Raw genomic sequence first — 21,871 nt, forward strand, 5'->3', positions numbered from 1 at the left:
ATGTTGTTAAAATGGGTGTCAATGTGTTGTTGAAAAAGGAAGTTACTGCACTTTTGATTGGTGTCACCTTGCTATTAACTGCTTGTGCTGAACGCATAAAACCAGCAGAAGTGGTAAGCATTGGTGGCTCTAAACCAACATTACAAAAACAAAAAAACACACTTTCTGGCAAGAGTCATCAGGTTCAGGCGGGAGAGACGTTGTATTCGATTGCCTGGCGTTCAGGTAACGATGTCAACACGCTGGCGGCGTTAAATGGCCTTGTCTCACCTTATCGAATTTACCCCGGCCAAACTATTCGTCTGCAGGGGGCAAATCCGCCGAAAAAAGTCGCTTCAGTACCCAAAAGCCGTACTAATAAGGTGGAAACTAAGACTGTCACAAAAAATCCACAAAAAACTCAATCAAAAGTAGTTGCAAATCAAAATTCGAAGGAGTATGTTAAAAAAAGTGACGAAAAAATAACCAATATAAAGGTTCCGTCCATTAGCTCCAAAGTCAGTTCATGGCGTTGGCCAGCAAAAGGGCAGGTAATCTCTGGTTTTTCGAGCGCGAAGCAAGGCAACAAAGGCATTGATATTGCCGGCGTTAAGGGCCAGGAAGTAACCGCATCAGCCGATGGCTTGATTGTCTACTCCGGGAATGCCTTGCGAGGATATGGAAACCTAATAATTATAAAACATAATGACGATTATCTTAGTGCTTATGCGCATAACGACACCTTGTTGGTTCAGGAACAACAAAACGTCAGAGCAGGGCAAGTGATCGCAAAAATGGGTAACAGTGGTACAGATAAGACCATGTTACATTTTGAAATTCGATTTCGGGGCAAGTCGGTAAATCCAGCGCGGTATTTACCGAAACGTTAATAAATACAGAGGCAAGATGTGAATAAAACCTAAATAGTTACGATTAGTATTGGGAGATATTGATGAGTAAAAGTAAAAGCAACGAAGCGGTAGTTGAAGACGTAGCCGAAATCAACAAAGCAAAGGAAGGCAAGATCGCTCCAGAAGAATCTGGCGCTAACTTAGACGCAACTCAGTTGTATCTTAGCGAAATTGGCTTTTCACCTTTATTGTCTGCAGAGGAAGAAGTGTATTTCTCTCGCAAGGCCCTAAAAGGTTGTGGAGCATCTCGAGCACGAATGATCGAGAGTAACTTACGACTTGTCGTCAAAATCGCCCGACGATATAACAATCGTGGTTTACCCCTGTTAGATCTTATCGAAGAGGGTAACTTAGGTTTAATCCGAGCGGTCGAAAAATTCGACCCTGAACGTGGCTTCCGATTCTCGACCTACGCCACCTGGTGGATCCGCCAAACCATCGAACGTGCCATTATGAACCAAACCCGCACGATTCGACTTCCCATCCATGTCGTCAAAGAACTCAACGTTTACCTGCGTGCAGCACGTGAACTGGTTCAAAAACTCGACCATGAACCCACCGCCGAAGAAATTGCCACAAAATTAGATGTACCCGTGGCAGATGTGTCTAAAATGCTTAAACTCAATGAGCGCATAACTTCTGTCGATACCCCATTTGCTGGCGATTCGGAAAAAGCCTTATTAGATGTATTGGCCGATGAAAAAAGCCAGGGCCCGGAATCCGACCTTCAGGACAGCGATATTAAAGACAATATCGTACACTGGCTGAACGAACTGAATTCTAAACAACGGGAAGTGCTCGCCCGCCGTTTCGGCTTGCTCGGTTATGAACCCGCAACCCTGGAAGATGTTGGCCACGAAATCGGTTTAACCCGCGAACGGGTTCGCCAAATCCAGGTCGAAGCATTAAAACGCTTACGCGATATCCTGTCTTCACAGAACTTGAGCATAGAAGCGCTCTTCCAAAACTAATGAAAACTAGTGATTGAAAAACCGGCTAATCGCCGGTTTTTTGCTTTTTAGGGTACGCCAAAAAATAGGTTTTTGTCTCCGGGTACGTAACACAAGTGTTACTACGGGTACGCTGATAAATCAGCTTCGGGTTACGAGTTAAGAGCCGCTTTAACCCGCAACAATCTCCGATTGTGTCCCCGCAGAGGCTTTATGGTCTCGTACTCGAAACAACCTTTCGAAACCAAACTATGATTAATACACTCGAAGCGATGCTGTTTATCGCGTACCCGAAACAATCTCCGATTGTGTACCCGCAGAGGCTTTATGGCCTCGTACTCGAAACAATCTTTCGAAACCAAACTATGATTAATACACTCGAAGCGATGCTGTTTATCGCGTACCCGAAACAATCTTCGATTGTGTACCCGAAGAGGTCTTTACGGCCTCGTACTCGGAATGAATCTTTGATTCATGTACCCGAAGCAACGTTTTATGTTGCGTACTCAGCGAACCGAAATGGAATAAGGTTCGCGTTAAAAAAGGACTTTTTATGTACCATGAAAAACTAGCCATCTGGAAATTAAGCTGCGAACTATCTGTTGCAACATACCATCAATCCAAATCGATTAATGACTTTGGCTTTAAAAATCAAATTACTCGTTCAGCTCTGTCTGTACCAAGCAATATAGCGGAGGGCATGGAACGCGACAGTCAGCAGGAAAAGTATCGATTTTTATCAATAGCAAAAGCATCCCTTGGAGAGTATAAAACTCAGCTAATCATTGGACAAAGAGTCGGTTTTCTTGAAGATAGCTTCGCAAAATCTTCAATCATTAAAGCTGATAAACTATCGAAAATGATAGGTAAATTGATGAAAAGCGTAAAAGAAAAATCGCAAACTTAGGCAGAAAAATCACCTTGTCTTATTTATCTTTGGTACGCCAATAAACAGCATTGGCTCCGAGAACACAAAATCAAGATTTTGTTTCGGGTACGTAAAAATAAGATTTTTACTTCGGGTACGGGCAAACAGCGCCCTTCGAGTGAAAAGGTATGCCAATAAACGGCATTGGCTCCGGGAACACAAAATCAAGTTTTTGTTCCGGGTACGTAAAAATAAGATTTTTACTTCGGGTACGGGCAAACAGCGCCCTTCGAGTGAAAAGGTACGCCAATAAACGGCATTGGCTCCGGGAACACAAAATCAAGATTTTGTTCGGGGTACGTAAAAATAAGATTTTTACTTCGGGTACGGGCAAACAGCGCCCTTCGAGTTAAGAGCCGCTCTAACTCGCAGCTGCGTTTTCCGCAGCGTACCCGAAATGAATCTCCGATTCATGTACCCGCAGAGGCCTTTACGGCCTCGTACCCGTAACAATCTCCGATTGTGTACCCGAAGCAACGTTTTCCGTTGCGTACCCCAACCAAATCAACCCCTTACTCCATACCTGATTTTTTTAGCTCTATAAATCATGAAAAAACCCTATTTATGCTTTGGATATTCTTCGTTAACTGGTAATCTATATTCGTTAATTTGTATTTCGCGGCGTAGCGATAAAGGCAATGTTGGATAAATGTGCAATTGTTGTCAGCAGGTTAACAAAAACAAGGACGCAATAGCAGGTCAGTAGTTAACTGACCCAATGGATTAAAATAATAAACGTTGGCGACTTTTTAATAGGTCTTCAAGCCAAGCTGAGTGCAGTATGTCAAATGCAGTAAAATCGACGAAGAAGTGGTATGTAATTACTTCAAAGCCCAGGGAAGAGCGCAGAGCGTTTGATAATCTGGCAAGTCAGGGTATCGATGTATTTTACCCGAAAATTTCTGCAGTAAAAAAACGACAGGGAGTTAAGTCGGTTTCCATTGAACCTCTTTTCCCCAATTACCTTTTCGTAAAACTGGATTCAGAAACAACAAATTTTAATGCGATTCGCTCAACCCGTGGGGTAGCGAATTTTGTTCGTTTTGGCGCCAATATGGCTACCGTAAACGAACCGTTAATTGAACAATTAAAACAAGATACGGAAATAACCGGCGATTCAGACCAGCTACCAAGCTTAGCGGATCTGGAAAATTATCACCGGGGTGATGCGCTAATAGTCACCAATGGGCCGTTTAAAGGCCTGTCCGCAATTTATAAATCGTCTGACGGCCTGGAACGTTCAATCATTTTATTGAACATGCTTGGCCAACAGAACGAGGTCGCGGTTTCAAATCAAGACATTGATAAAGAAGCTTGATTGAAATAACGACGGTACGCAACATAGCGTTGGGGTCAGATCTTTAGCTCTGACCCCAAAGCGGTTGCTCCGAGTACGCGATTAAAAAACATCGCTCCGAGTACGTAACAAACAACGTTACTCCGGGTACGAGACAGACAACGTCTCTTCGAGTTAAGAGCCGTTTTTACCTGAAGCTGATTCATGTACCCGAAGGGGCGTTGTTGGCCCCGTACTAAAAATTCGAAGTTATTAGAAATTTCGAATCAAAATTTTAAAAAACACGAATTTTTTGCCTTTAGGAGCCAAACCTATGGGCGGAAGCGTGGCTAAACGATGAGCATGCAGCTCATCGTTTGTTGAAGAGGTAAGCTGTGCTGGTGGGAGAGGTAAGCTAAAATTGGTTATGGCCATGGATTGGCCGGTAGACCGATAATGCAGGGAGCATTTTCGGTGGAAGATTTAAGAGGTTGTGGTGGTTTATACTTCCACTCCCAGCTTCCACCTTAACCTTCTCTGAGCTAAGCAACGCTCAGTTCAGAGTATAGGATTGCTGGTGTTTACTTCCACCTCCACCTTATCACTTATTAAGTTTTTAAATTTCGCCCCCAGAATAAGAAATTAAACATGACTAATAAAAACACACCAGTGTCAGCACCTGTTGCTGATTCTGACGAAATCGATTTAACCCGCCTATTTGGCCTGCTGCTCGATAAAAAATTGTTTATCGTTGCAGTAACCGCCATGTTCACCTTGATGGGTGTAACTTATGCCCTCCTGGCTACTCCCGTCTATAAAGCCGATGCGTTGATCCAAATTGAACAGAAAAATGCCGGTTTACCAGGCCTTGATGAGCTGGGCGAAATGTTTGCCAGCGACAGCGAAGCCGTGACCGAGATTGAGCTATTAAAATCTCGCATGGTAATGGGAAAAGTGGTTGATGATCTCAAACTGACTAATGTGGTAACGCCAAATTACTTCGGGAATAATGGCAATTTGGGGCGATTTTTCGCTCGTCGTTATCAAAAGTTAGCGGATAATGATTTTAACCAGCCTTGGCTGGCCAGTGTTACCTCTGAGCACTACGCCTGGGGCGGCGAAGTGATCAACGTCGCTAACTTTTCGGTACCACGCGCATTTGAAGGTCAAAATTTTATTATCACCAGCCTTGGCGGTGAAGAGTATCAGTTATCCTTAGCGGACACACCGGAAAAGGTGTTGGTTAAAGGCCGGGTGAATGAACTGGCGATAGTCGATAATTTACGCGCCGGTGAGATCCGTTTGTTAATTACTGATTTACTGGCAATGCCCAATACCCAGTTTAATCTGGTAAAAAGGTCGCGCAGTGACGCTATTCAAACCTTGCAGTCGAGCCTGTCGGTGTCAGAAAAGGGCAAAAGCTCGGGCATTTTATTCCTGACCTTAGAAGGCACAGATAAAACTGCCACCGAATTACAGCTTGATGCGATTACCCACTCTTATGTGTTGCAAAATGTCGAGCGTATGTCGGCAGAAGTGCAAAACTCCATCCAATTCTTGGAAAAAGAATTACCGCAAATTAAAAGTCAGTTAGAGGCCGCAGAAGCGTTACTGAATAATTTCCGTCTTGAAAACCAGTCCGTAGATTTGTCTTTAGAAACCCAATCGATTCTGAAACAAATCGTCGATCTTGATACCCGCATTCACGAGTTATCCTTTAAAGAAACAGAAATTTCTCAGCGCTATACCAAAGAGCATCCAAGCTATGTATCGTTAATCAAGAAAAAGAACGATTTGCTTGAACAAAAAGCCCTGCTTGGCAACAGCGTGAAAAACCTGCCATCCACCCAACAACAAATTCTGCGCTTAACTCGCGATGTGGAAGTTAACCAGCAAATCTATTTAGCCTTGTTAAACAATGTTCAGCAGTTAAATGTTGCCAAAGCCGGTACCGTCGGTAACGTGCGTGTTGTTGACCAGGCACAGGTTGCAAAAATTGCCGTTAAACCGAAAAAACCGTTAATCGTTGTGTTCGCAACTATGCTAGGCGGCATGTTTGCCGTCGCTATCGTATTATTGCGTGCGGCGTTTAATCGCGGCATCACTAATCCTAAAGATTTTGAAGATATTGGGTTAACCTTATACGCCACAATACCGGTCAGTGACGTGCAGGATGCCTTTAACAAAAAACGCGAACGTGTCACTAAACTACAAGCGAAGCTTCGCAAATACAGGCCAAAATCTAAAAAGGCGACTACGGAAAGCAAAATTGACCCGACAACCAATCGTCGCAAAGATCATGAATTGCTACTTGCCAAAGAAAACCCGACCGATTTAGCCGTAGAGGCAATCCGTAGCCTTCGCACCTCTTTACACTTTGCTATGTTAGAAGCAAAAAACAATGTAGTGATGATCTCCGGTGCTAGCCCGGAAGTTGGCAAGTCATTTGTCAGCGCTAATCTGGCAACCGTTATTGCGCAAAGTGGCAAAAAAGTTCTAATTGTCGATGCAGATATGCGTCGTGGGTATTTGCAAAAAATGTTTGATATGGCCTGGGATAATGGCCTGTCCGATCATCTATCTCATAAATTAAGCTTTGAACAAGCTATCAAATCTACCGATATTGAAAACCTGGATATCGTGACTCGTGGCGAAATTCCGCCCAATCCTTCCGAGCTGTTAATGAGCGAAAAGTTCGAACAGTTCGTGAAACAGGCATCTGAAAACTACGATATAGTGTTAATTGATACTCCACCGATTATGGCGGTAACCGACCCTGCGGTTGTTGGTAACCATGCCGGCACTTCATTTATGCTCACCCGTTATGATATCAGCACCTTAAAAGAAATCGGTGCTGCCCTGGAGCGCTTCGAGCTTAATGGTGTGGAAATCAAAGGCGTGATCTTTAATGCATTGGAAGCTAAGGCCAATTCGTATTATTCCGATTATGGGTATTACCAGTATCAATATAATGAACCTTCTTAAACCGATGTCAAATAAACACCATAAAGTTGCTTTTCAAAACTCTACTATTTAGATGGATATTTTAACTAAGTAACAACGGGTTAAAGTTATTTGTGCAGTTCTAATATTTGCTAGGTTTAATCAACGAGAATAAAAAGCTAACCGTTTAGGTTAAAGAAAGGGTAGTTTAAATCTTAGGTGGCTTTTTGAAAAAGGGTGTGTTTTGTTGCAACGACTAGGAAACAAATGCATAACTTGGAATATCTGCGACTAATAGCCTGTCTGTATAAAATCATATGACAACTATATCAACTACAAGCCATAAAGGTAAGGAAAACGCAAAACGCGTGGCTAAAAATACCGGGTTTCTCTATATCCGTATGGCTATTACCGTATTTATTTCTTTATATGTTACAAGGCTTTTACTGGCTAGCTTAGGAACAGAAGACTTTGGTATTTATAATTTAGTTGCAGGCATAGTTGCAATGCTTGTGTTTCTAAATGCAGCTATGGCTGCTGCATCTCAGCGTTTTATGTCATATGCGCATGGGCAGGGGGGGGGGAAGCTAAAAAGTATATTCAATGTAAGTCTTCTGCTTCACTTTATTATTGGAATAGTTGTGTGCCTTCTATTAGAGTTCGTTGGTTACTTTCTTTTTGAAAGCGTTTTAAATATTCCTGAAGAAAGATTACAAGCTGCAAAATATGTATTTCAATTTATGGTGACTAGTACATTTTTCACTATCATTTGCGTACCCTATGATGCACTAATAAATGCTCGAGAAAATATGTTGTTTGTAGCCATCTCCGGAGTGCTAGAAAGTTTCTTTAAGTTAGGTGTTGCAATTTATATCACATATACTGATTTTGATAAACTGATTACTTTTGGTCTATTAATGGCGTTATTGGCTATTTTAATGCTGTGTATAAAATGGGTTTATTGCCACAAAAATTACATCGAAGCCGAAGTTAATTTCAAAAAATATCTTGACCGTAAATTATTCTACGAAATGGGCGGCTTTGCATCATGGTCATTTCTTGGTGCCTCGAGTAGTATGTTAACAATGTATGGTCAAGGCATTCTCCTGAATGTGTTTTTCGGATCAATAGTTAATGCAGCTCAAGGAGTTGCAAACCAAGTTAGTGGACAACTTGGTGCATTAAGCACAACTATGTTAAAGGCTTTAACCCCTATGATTGTTCGTAGTGAGGGGGAGGGAGATCGAAGAGTAATGCTTGAAGCCACTATGATGGGAAGTAAACTATCTTTCTTTCTTATAGCTCTTTTGTATATTCCTATAATGTTGGAAATGTCATATTTATTTAGTATTTGGCTAGTTGAGGTTCCCAAGTTTTTAATAACTTTTTGTTATTTACTGCTTCTGCAAAATCTGGTTAGGCAATTTTTTATACCTTTAGAGGTTGGGATTTCAGCTGTCGGGCACATTAAAAGCTTCCAATTAGTTTTCTCATTTATAAATATATTTCCTTTGTTTATTGCTTGGGGGTTATTTGCTTTAGGGTACCCCCCCCACTTCATTTATATCACCATGATAGGTAGGGCAATTGTCCTTGGTGTAAATGCATTATATTTTTCAAAGAATAAATTCGGATTGAATATTGTTTTTTTTATTAAGAATAACATAATTAGAGGGGGAGGGGCTTTTGCATTAATTTATTTATTATTATATTTTATGACTTCTAATATAGTTGATGAACAAATAAAGTTACTTGTTCTGGCTCTTGCTTATATACCTGTGTTTACATTAGTGCTTGTTTTTATTGGTTTCAATACTTATGAAAGGAATACTTTAAAAGGTTTTATCATCAAATATTATCACTCTAAATTTAATAATAAGGTAAAGTTTAGTTAATGAGTACCTATAATGTTCCCTGGAAAAACTCGAAACTCAAAGAAGTATTCTCATATCGACTTTGGGATTCATTAAGTATTATTAAACAGGCGAAAAAGAAAAAGCACCTTCTGAATCAATTGAAAGAAGAAAAAAACATAATTTTAGTGCACATCCCGAAAACAGCAGGTGTTTCAATAATCACAGCGTACAGAGATTCTTTTGCTGAAGCTAGGCATACTACAGCGTTACATTATAAGTGTTTGTTAGCTAATGATTTTTGTAAGTTTAAAACGTTTTCGATAGTGAGGAATCCATGGGCTAGATTGTTATCGGCCTATAACTTTTTAATGCAAGGAGGGTTGACTGTTGACGATCGTAATATGGGCGCAGTTCTAAACAGGGAGTGTAATACTTTCGATGAATTCATTAAAAATTGGTTACCTCGCCATAGTGTATATTCTTTTACACATTTTATACCCCAAAATGAATTTGTATGTGGTTTTGGCGATAAGATAATTGTAGACGAAATTGTTAAACTAGAATCTCTAGATAGTGACTGGGTACAAGTAACTCAAAGGCTAGGTTTACCATACAGAAGGCTTGCTAAGGAAAATTCAACTAAGCTCGAAAAAAACTATAGCGATTTTTATGATGACGAGTCGAAAGAGATTGTAGCCGAGTTATATAAAAAAGATATTGTATTATTTGATTATGACTTTTAACAGTTTAACGGTTATCAATAAAAACGATGAGGAAAGAATTATATGATAAATAAAATGAAAAGAAGGTTTCATAATTTTTTTTTAAAATATTTTAATAAATACATTAGCAATAAATCTAAGGTCTTTGGTATTGGTTTGAATAAAACAGGGACAACATCGCTTGGTGTTTTTTGTCATACTCTTGGCTTCTCACACTCCACTGAAGTTTATACTGCGGAAAAAATAAAGGACTTTCTAGCTAACGATGAAGCACTTTTTCATGAAGCTGATATGTTTGATATGCATGAAGATTGGCCCTGGCCTGTTAAATACGAATCGTTGTTTTACAAATATCCAGATGCTAAGTTTATATTGACTTTAAGAGCTGATGCAGAGCAATGGTTTCTTTCTTTGGCTAATACTTCTACAAAAGATGGCCCAAGTAAAGTAAAAAAAATATTCTATGGTGATGAGATTGTAGGATCACATAATAAAAGCTCTATAATCGAAATTTATAAAAATCATCAGGAGCAGGTTATTAAATTTTTTACGGATAATGACCCTTCTAGACTATTGGTTATTCGCACGAATGATTTAAATAAAGAAGAACTGATTTGTGATTTCTTAAAAATAGAAAATGAAAAAAATCTTAAGTATCCATTTGCAAATCATAGAGTTAAATCTGACGTACCATTGCGGTAGTTTGAAAATTTCGGAATCTCAATGAAATCAATACAAAGAATCACACTAAAGGGATTACGTAAGACGTATTCCAGAATTTCCTCCAATGGAACAGAACTTAGAAATTGGAAGTTGTTTTCACAGAAGCAATATTCCAATGATTTAATATATAACACCTTAGTTAGAGAGTCCCCGTGTATGATTGGTAGAATAGGTTCTACTGAAATGCTTGCTGTTACGAATTATATTGGAGTTAAAAGTACTCGAAGTGTAATTGATTATATAAAAGGTAAGTCTTTCCCTTGGTGGTGGGAAAAATCGACGTTGGATCAAATGCAAAACTGGTCTGGTTTTTTCCCTGCGAAAGAAGAAAAATTAGAAGAGTTTTGTGAATTAATGTTAACTGACATATGTGAAGTAGATATTTTAGGTTCATGGTTAAATGATGAAAAGTATTTATCTAAACAGTTAGCTAACGCTAAGCGGGTTGTGTTAGAGGACCTTGAACCTTTTTTCACTGCGGCGCCTTGGACTAGAGCATTAACAGGAAAGAAAGTTTTAGTAATTCACCCTTTTGCTGAAGCAATAAAATCACAGTACAAAAATAGAAAATTATTATTCGATAATGATTTATTGCCAGAATTTGAACTTAAAACTATTAAAGCAGTTCAAAGTATAGCTGGTGAGAAAACAGAGTTTATAGATTGGTTTGAAGCATTAGAACATATGAAATCACAGATGGAAGCTACCGATTATGATATTTGTATTTTAGGTTGTGGAGCTTATGGTTTTCCTCTCGCTGCCCATGCTAAAAGAAAGGGGAAAAAGGCTATTCACCTTGGTGGTGTTACGCAATTGTTGTTTGGTATTAAAGGAAATCGATGGGAGGACTATATAGTTTGGCCTTACAAGAACCTATTCAATGAACACTGGATTAGGCCGGGGAAAAACTTAAAACCTTTGGATGCGGAAAAAGTTGAAAACGCTTGTTATTGGTAAGAACAGCGTTAAATCCGAACTGAACTTGATTAGAATATTAATGATTATAAAAATTTTAAGGTTGCTACTTTTTCCCATAGGATTGGTCAGTAGAATCAAAGATATTGCAAATAGTGGTGCTAGAGATATCGAAAACAGATATAGGTTTAAGAGCTCAATTATAGATAAATCATGTTGCATAGACCGAAATTCAACTATAGCGGAAAATTGTCATATTCTTCAGAATACAATTATAAATAAATCAGAAATTAAAAATTATAGTTATGTAGGTAGAAACTCAGTTATCCAATATGCAAAAGTTGGAGCTTATTGCTCAATAGCAAATGATGTTTTTATTGGTCTTGGTATGCACCCTAAGGACTATTTTACCACATCTCCATTATTCTATCGGGTCAAAAACACTTTTAAATTAAATATTGTTAATGAAGATTTAGAGTTTGATGAATATAGCAGAGTAACCATTGGCAATGATGTTTGGATAGGGGCGCGAGCAATTATTTTGGATGGAGTGAAAATCGGTGATGGCGCAATAATTGCCGCAAATGCTGTAGTAACTAAAGACGTGCCTCCCTATGCTATCGTAACTGGAGTGCCGGCTAAAATTAATTCTTATCGCTTTGAAAAAGAGAGAATAAACGAATTATTAAAGTTAAAGTGGTGGGATTTGCCGATCGAAGAAGTTTTGGAATCTATAGAGAGGAATAGATTGAAATGATTGCAAATAGCTATAAAGCCATAAGAAAGGCTTGCCGGTTCTCAATTACGCCAATATACACACCAATGGCAAAAATTAAATTTTTTTTGAATGGTGTAAAGTATGGTTCTGCTTTGCGCGTAAGAGGTTTTCTAAAGGTAGTTATAACTAGAAGAGGAAAATGCAGTATCGGAGATAATTTTAGGGTAAATAGCGGCGAAAACCACAACATCATAGGCCGGCAGCAAAAATCAACATTTTGGGTTGAAGGTAAACTTACGATTAAAGAAAATGTGGGTATAAGTTGTAGTGCGATCATATGCAATCATGAAATAATGATCGGTAATAATGTTATTATTGGTGGAAATGTTGTTATTTACGACACGGATTTTCACTCTATCGATCCCAGCATTCGGAATGACACTGAACTTGATAGAAAGAATGCAATATTAAAACCTGTTTTGATTCATGATAATGTTTTTATCGGAGGACACTCAACTATTTTAAAAGGCGTTGAAATAGGAGAGGGTGCTGTCATAGGTGCATGCTCTGTTGTCACAAAAAATGTTCCACCCCGAGAAGTATGGGCTGGCAACCCTGCGAGGTTTGTGAAAAAAATATAATGACCAAGCAGTTATTTTTTGCCAAAGTGTTAGCGTTTTTTTTTGTTGTAGCCGCAGTTAGGTCGGTGGTAAGTGCTATTCAATTTGAATCTAACTTGACTTTGGGAAATACGGCGTTTTGGTGGTTTTATCAAACCTGCTTTTTATTACTTGCCTTAGTGTCAATAAAGTATTTTGTAGCTAAAAAGCAATCTGCATTAATGAAATTGATTCAGTTTTATATCCTTCTCGTCTTAATAAACTTTATGAGAGGGCTTCTGATTAGTGATACTTATTGGGACTTTAAAGGGTTAATTAATAATTCGCTGCCATTGCTCGTGCCTGTGTTAGCATACTTAGGAACCAATAAAGACCTAGTTAAAAGGCTTCTTACGACATATTTTAAGTATGGTTTAGTTGTTTTAGTTGCCCTGCTGCCAATTTTACCCAAAGTTGCCTTTGGTTATTATTTGGTCCCGGTTACTTTAATAACATTATTCTATTCAGCTCTAAGTATCAAAACTAAGGCGCTAATGATAGCTTTGATATTGATTGTTTTTACTGCTGACCTAGGAGCTAGAAGCAATGTGATTAAATTTTTCGTTCCACTTTGCCTTTGTTTTATATTTTATTTTAAAAACATACTTGGCACAAAATCTTTAAATTTTATTAGAATTACTTTTTTCTTCCTACCACCAATTTTATTAACGTTGGCGATTCAAGGCGACTTCAATGTTTTTAAGATGGAAGATTATATAAAAGGTTCATTTACGACATTAAAACTCGATGAAGACGGACACGAAAAAGAAGAAAACCTATTATCTGATACGAGAACATTTTTATATGTTGAAGCTTTAAGCACCTCAGAATATTACAATTCGTGGATATTCGGCAGAAGTCCCGCTAGGGGAACTATTAGTGCCCACTTTGGACATGAAGATCTAAACAATCGGGGCGAAAGGTTAAGTAATGAAGTGTCAATATTAAATATTTATACTTGGTTAGGGCTGGTCGGTGTTCTAGTTTACGCATTTATATTTTACTTCGCATCGTATTATGCAATAAATAAATCCAATAATTATTATTGTCAAATTCTCGGAGTTTTCATAGCTTTTCGTTGGTGTTATGCGTGGGTGGAAGATTTTACCATTTTTAGTTTAACCTATATTTTACTTTGGATAATGATTGGAATGTGTTACTCCGTACAATTTCGAGAAATGACCGATCTTGAATTTAAGGTTTGGGTTAAAAGTATTTTTAATGGAAAACTCAAAAGCTATAGTGCTAAGGCTTAACCGAAGGGCTTTTGTAACTGTGAACATTTTTGTACTCATGGCTCGAAGTAACTCTATTAAATTTTCCTTCCCGTCGATTTCAGTTCTCTATTTTATTCAAACGGCTTTTATCCATTAACTTATCCCATGTAATGCAAGTAGTTTTGTTTTTACTCCTTTTTTGCTTTGAGAGTTACCATTATATTCAGTATTTTTCAAATTGTTGAATAATTAGGTAATGAATACGTCGAACATACCATTGAAAGATATGGGGGATTAAAGGAGAAGCGTTTGATTTTGTACACGAGAACCTCTCTTTACGAGGAGGTTTTGAGCTCTTCCGCTTGTTTTGATTCATGTCTTTTGGTTAGATGAACTTGTCCGATGCATTTAGTGAAGGTGATTTAGCGCCCAAGGTGAACGATTAGGTGGTGCTATGCCTGGGTAGAAGAAATTACTCGATTTAACCTGAGTTTTATATTGATATGTTTTTTGGTTGGAATATCTTTTTAAAAAGCGTTTAGATCTATATATGAACGTGAATTTAAGAATTCGATGCAGCAAATATTAATAGGAAGACGCATTAGATTTTCGAGGTTATGGTGAAATATATGAAGAAAAAAATTGCAATACTCCTTACATGCTTTAATAGAAAAGACTTAACTATTGATTGTTTGAAAAAAATTGAAAAGCAAAAGCAAATTGAAGGTTATAACTATCAAATATTCTTAGTTGATGATGGAAGCGATGGAACTGGAGAGGAAGTCGGAAAGTTATTTGATAATGTCAACGTTTTAAGCGGCAATGGCGCCCTGTTTTGGTCCGGCGGTATGCGTTTAGCTTTTAAAGAGGCAATGAAATGGGGGCCGGACTTTTACTTATGGCTGAATGATGATGCTCTAATTTATGAAGACTCGTTATATCGCTTGCTTGTGCAGGGAAGGAAATTAGTTGAAAAAGGGTGTTCGGGAATTCTATTGGGAAGCATGGAAGATCCTAATACAGGTCAGATTACATATGGCGGTAAGGTAAGGGCTTCAAAGTTCAGCCTATCGAAAGTAAAAATGGTCTTACCTGATCGTACAGTCTGTCTCCCTTGTGATTTGATCAATGGGAACTTGGTACTTATTCCAAAAATAGTTGCAGATAAACTGGGGAACATAAAGGAGGTTTATACTCACGGTTTGGGAGACTATGATTATGGATTGAGAGCTCAAAAGGCTGGTTTTCAATGTCTGGTTGCTCCCGGGGTATACGGGGCATGCTCTAATAATAAAGTTGAAGGGACCTGCCGAGATAGTCAACTTACAGTTAAAAGCAGAATAAGAATGCTCGAAGGGCCAGTTGCTTTACCACCAATAAATGAGTGGCTTTATTATACTCGCGAACATGGAGGAATATTGTGGCCTTTGTTCTGGTCAAAAAGTTTGATTCGTAAGTGGTTTCCTTCAGTTTGGGTTAAGATGCGTGAAAAATAAGAAAATAAGACTGTTAATTTTCCATCCTGCTTTAGCTCCCTATAGAATTGACTTGTTTAATGAATTGAACGAACTATATGAACTTAAAGTTGTTTTTTTTCAGAAAAACTTGGCTAACCAGTCTTTCAATCAAGGTGAGTTAACATCTCAATTAAACTGTAAATACGGTTATTTAACCTCGGGTGTTAAATTGGGAAGTAGATATTTAAGATTCGGCATACTACGAGAAATTAAAAGCTATAAACCTGATGTCGTTATATCAATGGAATATTCTTTATCGAGTATATTCATATCTTTCCTTAGAATATTTAGTAAATGGGGCTTCATTGTATGGACTGCAGACAATGCACGAATATCAGAGCAAACTAAGGGGTTAAGAAAAGTAGCTCGAAGGCTAGTCATGAAAGCTGCAGATGGTCTTATTGTTTACTCAAAAAATGTGAAAACTTGGTATAGTCAATTTGGCGTTGCAAATCAAAATATAGCAGTGTGCTCAAATTTGCCTGATGAGCGCATATTTACCTCAAAACTAAATAATACTTCGGACTTTATTTTGGCTCATCGCCGAAAATTTAATCTAGAAAACGACAAGTTGCTTCTTTACGTTGGAAGACTTTCCCCTGAGAAAGGACTAGATTTGCTACTAAAAGTATTTCAAGGTGTCTGTAATGTCAAACATGACTTAAAGCTGGTACTTGTGGGGGGCGGACCCCAGGAATTTGAGCTTAAAGAGTTAGCTAAAAAGTTGAACGTTGAAGAAAAGGTTTTGTTTGTAGGAAGATATGAAGGAGAGGAACTTCTTGCTTGGTATAAGATGTCGCTTTGCTTTGTATTGCTTAGTAGGTTTGAGCCTTATGGCGCTGTAGTGAATGAAGCCCTGTTATCTGGAACGCCTGTTGTTTGTAGTAAATACGCTGGTGCATCTGAATTAATTAATAATGGAGAAAATGGTTATGTAGTAAAACCTCAAAACTTAAAGGAAGTAAAAAATGCAATCTATAATATTTTAGAAACCACCGATTTTAAAACAACTAAAAATTCTTTGATGCCAATAAGTTTCCAGAATTCAATTGAGTCTTTACATCAATTGATTAGTATGGTTTCCACCGAATCAAAAATGTTTTAATAACTATTGCAAACGCAACTCATTTTAAAAACTAAAAGTATATTACTCCATATGATTTTAACCTTTGTAAAGTTCTTGGATAAAAAGCAAATTAATTATTGTTTTACTAATGGTTACCAAGATTTAAGTAAATTTGATAATAATGAGCACGATCATGATATTTTGTTCAAAAAGAATGATTTCTTTCTCATTGATGAGATATTGAGAGACTTTGCTAATCAAAATGACTATAAAATTGTCCAATGCTATCATCAGGGGCCGTTCGCAAAAAATTTCTTTATATATGACCCAAATACAGATCAGATTTTGAATTTAGATTTATACGGGGTTTTAGAAAGAAAGAGCATTGAATTTGCAAATGAAGGTGAAATATTTCGAAGGCGGGTTTTTCGTAACGGCATTTCAACATTGGCACCTGATATCGAATTCATATTTTATTTTGTAAAAAAAATGGAAAAGAGGCAACTCCATAAGAAGACTTTTGACTTATTGAGAGAGCTATACTCTGAAAATGAAAATTTATGTAATGCTCAGATAGAACGACACTTCCGTGGAAGTTTCGGAGTTATTATTGCTGCCTTTAAAAACGCTCATTTTAAAACCCTAGAACAGAATCAAGAAAAATGTCTTCGAGATTTTGAATCTTCTCGAAACACAAAATTATCTTTAAATGAATTTCCAAGGTTGTTCAAGCGAGCTACAAATCCAACTGGCCTTATTATTAGTTTTTTAGGACCTGATGGTGCTGGGAAGTCAACAATTATTTCAAAGTTGGAAGACCAGATCTTACCGTTTAGGCGCCGTAGCTACTTTCATTTAAGGCCTAAATTGACAAAGGGGGAGAGGACAGTTGCACCAGTTTTAAATCCGCATAATTCGCCGTGCTATGGTGCACCAAAGTCTATTTTGAAATTATTTTACTTTGTCTTTATCTATAATTTTGGTTGGATACGAAACATTTTTCCTTTAAAAATTAGGTCGTCACTTGTCATTTTTGACCGATTTTATGACGATATTATAGCGGATAATAAACGTTACAGGTATGGGGCGAATTTAATCTTTGCAAAGTTTTTTAAAAACTTTATTCCTAAGCCTGATATTTGTTTCATCTTGATCAGTGATGCAAATGTTATCTACTCAAGGAAGCAAGAAATCGAGTATGAGGAATTGAGAAGGCAAATAAGAGCTTATCGAGAACTCGCAGTTGATGACAGCTATCATGTTATTGATGCCAATAACTCACCGGAAGATATAACTAAAGAAATAAAAATAATAATGATGGAGAGAATGAATGATAGGTACAGAGTTTAATTCCAAAAACCTTTACCTCAGCCTTCCAAGTATTAAAAAACCGAGAGTCAAATTAGCTGTAGATTCTTCAGTTAACCTTAAAAATTCATTCAAGTTGTACAATCCATTCAGTTTAAAAGCTCGGGTACTAAAATTTGTATGTTATTGGCTCATCATTTTAATACCCGATAGTGTTTTAAGGATATTCTTAACGAGAGAAAGTAACACCTCAGATTTTATTAAATTCTTAGAGTATGAGCTAGGTGAAAGCTTCATATCGTCGATCTACTTTGCAACAAGTAAAGATAAAGTAGTCATTCAGCTGCAGAATAAAAGATCAGAAATTGTCGGGTATATTAAGTTTCCACTCAATGAGACTGGAATAAAGCATTTACACAATGAGATAAAAGCCTACAAAATTTTTTCAGAAATAGGGATAGTGGAAAATGTTTTACATACTGGCTTTTATGAAAATACACCTTACATACTCTTGAAACCTTTGGATGGGAAAGTGATAAGAAAATCAAACGGCTATGCTGAGGTAATTGCTGGGAAATTGCTAAGGGAAAATGAAGCGAAATTGCAGCTACACCCACGAGCCCTAGGTGTACTGTCAGATCTAAAATCTTTATCTTTAATTGAAGTTCACGATAAAATTTTGTTAATGCTAGAGAAGGCTGATTTAAGTTATAGATTAGCCTTTGAACATGGCGATTTTGCGCCTTGGAATGTTATAGAGTCGAATGGGAAGATAATTCCTTTAGACTTTGAGTTTTTCGTTGAAAATGGACTAGAACATATGGATTTATTTAAGTTTTACTATCAGCAAGGAACTCTAATCAACAATCTACGTGGTTCTGAACTAATTAAAAATTTAGTCCATGCTCTCAAGGTAGAAGAGTTTGATTCACTTTTTTCCGTTTTTTTAGGAATTGAAATTGTTCGTAAATGCAAATTAGAAGAAAATTTTGCATTTGAAACGTCACTTTTAAATATGTTAGTAGAAAAATGAAAATATTAATTTCTGCATATGCCTGTGAGCCCAATCGGGGATCTGAACCCGGAGTAGGTTGGAATTGGGCAAAAGAGTTAGGTTTAAAGGGCCATGACGTAACTGTAATTACTCGGCTAAATAACAAAGAAAGTATTGAGCAAGCTAGCAAATTAACGAATGTGAAGTTTATTTACTACGATTTGCCTGAGCTTCTGAAGAAATGGAAAAAAGGGAATAGAGGAGTTCACCTTTACTATTTCTTGTGGCAACTTTGTATATATAAAATCGCAAAAAAATTAGTCGTAGAGGAGCAATACGATGTAATCCACCATGTCACTTTTGTAAGTATCAGGCAACCGAGTTTTTTGGGGGCCCTTAATGTCCCGTTTGTATTTGGGCCTGTAGCAGGAGGCGAATCAATACCTAAATTACAGAGAGCGGGTATGAGTATAAGAGCAACGGGACGAGAAAAAATTAGAGATTGCATAAATGGACTTGTGAAATATGACCCATTTATGAGACTAACCTTCAAAAGTGCGAATAAAATATTTGTTACTTCAGAAGAGACGAAACAACTGCTGCCCAGACGCTATCAAAAGGAAGCTGAGGTGAAGTTAGCCATAGGCGTTGATACAAGCGATTCTTTTCCTGTAGAAAGAGCTGCTGAAAAAAAATTAAGAATTTTATATGTAGGTAATTTTATTTATTTGAAAGGAATACACCTTGCGTTACGGGCATTCGCTGAGTTTTTAAAAGTAAAACCAAATGCGAAGTTTACTCTGGTCGGTAAAGGCGAAGAGAAAGAAAAACTTCAAATTCTAGCATCTGAACTAAACATAACTTCAAAGCTAGAGTGGGTCAATTGGGTTGCACAAGACGAACTTCCTTTATTGTATCAAAAAAACGATGTTTTATTGTTTCCTAGTTTGAGAGATTCTGGCGGGATGGTTGTATTGGAAGCTCTAAGCTTTGGCACTCCAGTTATTTGTTTTAATATAGGAGGGCCGGGAACTATTGTTAACGAAAGTTGTGGTTTAAAAGTTAATATTGATAACATATGTGACCTCCAGGCGATCAAAAGGTTAAAGGAACAGCTTTGTAAACTTGATGAGTCGACGTTGAAAAAATTAAGTAAAGGAGCTTTTATGGAGGCCAAGCGACATAGTTGGGATAAACTTTCAGAGGGGGTTTATGAAAATATTAATTGTTCATAATTCCTACCTCGAGCGGGGAGGGGAGGACGAGGTTTTTGACTGTGAAAAGCGTTTACTGGAAAAACATGGCCACGAAGTAACATCTTTCATTTTGGCAAATAAGAATATAGATTCAATAGGAACAAAGATAATAACCGCAATTGGCGCTCCATTTTCTCTATTAAAATATTGGAGCTTGTATAAATATTTTAATAGAGAAAAACCAGACGTGATTCATATTCACAATTATTTTCCTAAGTTAACCCCTTCAATTTTTTTTGCCGCAAAACGTGCAAAGGTACCTGTTGTTCACACGTTACATAACTACAGGGCTGTTTGCCCCACCGCGTTGCTAATGGTGGACGGAAAAATTAATGAAACAAGTGTAAAAAAAAATTCATGGTGGACAATTCCTAGGAAGATTTATAAAGGCTCTTATATCGGCACGATATCGCTAGTAGCTATGGTTGAGTGTAATAAACTCATTGGCACATGGGATAAGAAAGTTGATAGGTTTATTGCTTTAACTAGATTTTCAAAAGAGAAATTCATAGAGGCCGGATGGCCTGAAAGTAAAATTTGTGTGAAACCAAACTTCATAGAGAGAGAATTTCAAGAAAGTAAAGAAAAGTCGAGGGAACCGGAATACGCATTATTTGTTGGCAGATTGAGTGAAGAAAAAGGTGTAACCACATTATTGCAGGCCTGGGCTGGAAATAGTATCAATTTCCCATTAAAAATAGTTGGTAAAGGGCCTCTACAAAGCTGTGTTGAAGCTGCAGCAAATTCCAGAGTGGAATTTTTAGGAGTAAAAAATAAAGCAGACGTATTAGAGTTAATGAGTAAAGCTAGTTTTATTGTAATGCCTTCAACTTGGTATGAAGGGTTCCCTATGGTTTTGGTTGAATCCTTCGCTTGTGGCACTCCAGCTATCGTTTCAAAGCTAGGTAGTATGGAGGAAATTGTTCAGCCTGGACATGCTGGGGTACATTTTGAGGCCGGAAACTCAGAAGATCTTGTCCATAAAGTTAATTGGATGATTGCTAACTCTAAAAAATGCCGTCAAATGGGAGTTAATGCGAGACAAGAATATTTAAGTAAGTATACGCCAGATAAAAATTACCAGATGTTGATTGATGTATATCATGAAGCAATAAGTGAGTCTCGAAATGCTTGAATCGAATAAAGTAATTGAAATGGAGGTTGATGTTGTTAATTTAGAGGGGAGTCTGACTCTAATTCACGAACTTTCGTTTGCGCGCAAGGGAGCTTACGTTTGCGTGTCTAATGTTCATATGTGTATGGAGACGTTTGATGATTTGACTTTTAAGAATATAGTTAATTCCGCAGATATGGTTATTCCTGATGGTAGGCCCATTTCTTGGGCACAGAAATTGTTGGGTAGTAATCGAGCTGAACAGGTCCGAGGCCAGGATATAATGAATGCTTTATGTGCATCTTCCGGAGAGAAAAATTTAAATATCGGGTTTTATGGAGGAAGCTCGGATCTACTACTCGAAAGAGTTGTCATAAAACTAAAAGAAAGTTTTCCGAGTATCCAGGTCACTTACAAGTATTCCCCACCGTTTCGGGCATTAACAGAAGAAGAAAATAAAGCTGTGGTGGATCATATAAACGATTGTAAAGTCAATATACTTTTTGTAGGCATTGGTTGCCCTAAGCAGGAAAAATGGATGGCATCAAATAAAGAATCATTGAACTGTGTGATGTTGGGAGTAGGTGCCGCCTTTGATTTTATTGCGGGAAGTAAGAAACACGCGCCAACTTGGATACAATATCTTGGTTTTGAGTGGCTATTTAGACTGTGCTCGGAACCACGCAGGTTGTGGAAAAGATATTTAAAGCAAAATCCACGATTTTTATATCACTTTACTAAACAGTTAGTTCAACACAAATTAACGAATAGATGCGATATTGATTAATTCACGATGTCGATAAGATTAAACATAAAGGA

Annotated in this window: 19 protein-coding genes; all 19 read left to right on the plus strand. The window is 37.6% G+C overall.

All coding sequences use genetic code 11. The features are described 5' to 3' along the window. The first annotated feature begins 23 nt into the window (after nt 1-23). The 19 genes from FE810_RS08990 (at nt 24) to FE810_RS09080 (ending at nt 21,839) form a co-directional block, all read left to right on the plus strand. Nucleotides 24-869: a peptidoglycan DD-metalloendopeptidase family protein gene (locus FE810_RS08990; RefSeq protein WP_246037009.1), complete on the plus strand. Its 846-nt coding sequence runs from the start codon at nt 24-26 to the stop codon at nt 867-869. 62 nt (nt 870-931) lie between these two features. Next, nucleotides 932-1,861 carry an RNA polymerase sigma factor RpoS gene (rpoS, locus tag FE810_RS08995; RefSeq protein ID WP_138319724.1) on the plus strand — a complete coding sequence of 310 codons (930 nt, stop codon included), beginning with the start codon at nt 932-934 and terminating at the stop codon, nt 1,859-1,861. 532 nt (nt 1,862-2,393) lie between these two features. Next, nucleotides 2,394-2,747: a four helix bundle protein gene (locus FE810_RS09000; RefSeq protein ID WP_138319725.1), complete on the plus strand. Its 354-nt coding sequence runs from the start codon at nt 2,394-2,396 to the stop codon at nt 2,745-2,747. Between the two features lie 802 nt (nt 2,748-3,549). Further along, entirely contained in the window at nt 3,550-4,086 is a 537-nt protein-coding gene (rfaH, locus tag FE810_RS09005) for a transcription/translation regulatory transformer protein RfaH (RefSeq protein WP_138319726.1), read from the plus strand. 606 nt (nt 4,087-4,692) lie between these two features. Next, nucleotides 4,693-7,029, plus strand: a complete 2,337-nt coding sequence (locus FE810_RS09010; RefSeq protein ID WP_138319727.1) for a polysaccharide biosynthesis tyrosine autokinase — start codon at nt 4,693-4,695, stop codon at nt 7,027-7,029. A gap of 275 nt (nt 7,030-7,304) precedes the next feature. Beyond that, complete coding sequence (locus FE810_RS09015) at nt 7,305-8,882, plus strand: MATE family efflux transporter (RefSeq protein WP_138319728.1); 1,578 nt, start codon at nt 7,305-7,307, stop codon at nt 8,880-8,882. Continuing rightward, nucleotides 8,882-9,586 carry a sulfotransferase family 2 domain-containing protein gene (locus FE810_RS09020; protein ID WP_138319729.1) on the plus strand — a complete coding sequence of 235 codons (705 nt, stop codon included), beginning with the start codon at nt 8,882-8,884 and terminating at the stop codon, nt 9,584-9,586. Before FE810_RS09015 ends, FE810_RS09020 begins: the two co-directional genes overlap by 1 nt. A 42-nt stretch (nt 9,587-9,628) precedes the next feature. After that, nucleotides 9,629-10,267 (plus strand): sulfotransferase, encoded by a 639-nt coding sequence (locus FE810_RS09025; RefSeq protein ID WP_138319730.1) that lies wholly within the window; start codon nt 9,629-9,631, stop codon nt 10,265-10,267. A 21-nt stretch (nt 10,268-10,288) separates the two neighbouring features. Continuing rightward, a complete protein-coding gene (locus tag FE810_RS09030) occupies nt 10,289-11,245 on the plus strand; it encodes a hypothetical protein (protein ID WP_138319731.1) in 957 nt (318 codons plus the stop codon). A gap of 40 nt (nt 11,246-11,285) precedes the next feature. Further along, entirely contained in the window at nt 11,286-11,960 is a 675-nt protein-coding gene (locus FE810_RS17265) for a CatB-related O-acetyltransferase (protein ID WP_281278328.1), read from the plus strand. Beyond that, nucleotides 11,957-12,562, plus strand: a complete 606-nt coding sequence (locus tag FE810_RS09040) for an acyltransferase (RefSeq protein WP_138319732.1) — start codon at nt 11,957-11,959, stop codon at nt 12,560-12,562. Before FE810_RS17265 ends, FE810_RS09040 begins: the two co-directional genes overlap by 4 nt. Next, nucleotides 12,523-13,836 (plus strand): hypothetical protein, encoded by a 1,314-nt coding sequence (locus FE810_RS09045; protein WP_138319733.1) that lies wholly within the window; start codon nt 12,523-12,525, stop codon nt 13,834-13,836. The genes FE810_RS09040 and FE810_RS09045 overlap by 40 nt, the downstream gene beginning before the upstream one ends. A gap of 590 nt (nt 13,837-14,426) precedes the next feature. Continuing rightward, on the plus strand, nt 14,427-15,293 hold the full coding sequence (locus tag FE810_RS09050) for a glycosyltransferase family 2 protein (RefSeq protein ID WP_171022317.1): 867 nt from the start codon (nt 14,427-14,429) through the stop codon (nt 15,291-15,293). Then, the gene (locus FE810_RS09055) at nt 15,283-16,419 is read left to right on the plus strand and encodes a glycosyltransferase (RefSeq protein ID WP_138319735.1); all 1,137 of its coding nucleotides are present in this window, start codon (nt 15,283-15,285) and stop codon (nt 16,417-16,419) included. The genes FE810_RS09050 and FE810_RS09055 overlap by 11 nt, the downstream gene beginning before the upstream one ends. 75 nt (nt 16,420-16,494) lie before the next feature. Further along, nucleotides 16,495-17,730 carry a dTMP kinase gene (locus FE810_RS09060; protein WP_171022318.1) on the plus strand — a complete coding sequence of 412 codons (1,236 nt, stop codon included), beginning with the start codon at nt 16,495-16,497 and terminating at the stop codon, nt 17,728-17,730. Beyond that, complete coding sequence (locus FE810_RS09065) at nt 17,711-18,721, plus strand: hypothetical protein (RefSeq protein WP_138319737.1); 1,011 nt, start codon at nt 17,711-17,713, stop codon at nt 18,719-18,721. Before FE810_RS09060 ends, FE810_RS09065 begins: the two co-directional genes overlap by 20 nt. Further along, nucleotides 18,718-19,917 carry a glycosyltransferase family 4 protein gene (locus tag FE810_RS09070; RefSeq protein ID WP_138319738.1) on the plus strand — a complete coding sequence of 400 codons (1,200 nt, stop codon included), beginning with the start codon at nt 18,718-18,720 and terminating at the stop codon, nt 19,915-19,917. The genes FE810_RS09065 and FE810_RS09070 overlap by 4 nt, the downstream gene beginning before the upstream one ends. Next, entirely contained in the window at nt 19,895-21,073 is a 1,179-nt protein-coding gene (locus tag FE810_RS09075; protein ID WP_138319739.1) for a glycosyltransferase family 4 protein, read from the plus strand. Before FE810_RS09070 ends, FE810_RS09075 begins: the two co-directional genes overlap by 23 nt. Then, nucleotides 21,054-21,839 carry a WecB/TagA/CpsF family glycosyltransferase gene (locus tag FE810_RS09080; RefSeq protein WP_138319740.1) on the plus strand — a complete coding sequence of 262 codons (786 nt, stop codon included), beginning with the start codon at nt 21,054-21,056 and terminating at the stop codon, nt 21,837-21,839. The genes FE810_RS09075 and FE810_RS09080 overlap by 20 nt, the downstream gene beginning before the upstream one ends. Nucleotides 21,840-21,871: the final 32 nt, after the last annotated feature.

The organism is Thalassotalea litorea (genome assembly GCF_005843925.1).
In the GTDB taxonomy this organism is placed as follows: Bacteria; Pseudomonadota; Gammaproteobacteria; order Enterobacterales; family Alteromonadaceae; genus Thalassotalea_A; species Thalassotalea_A litorea_A.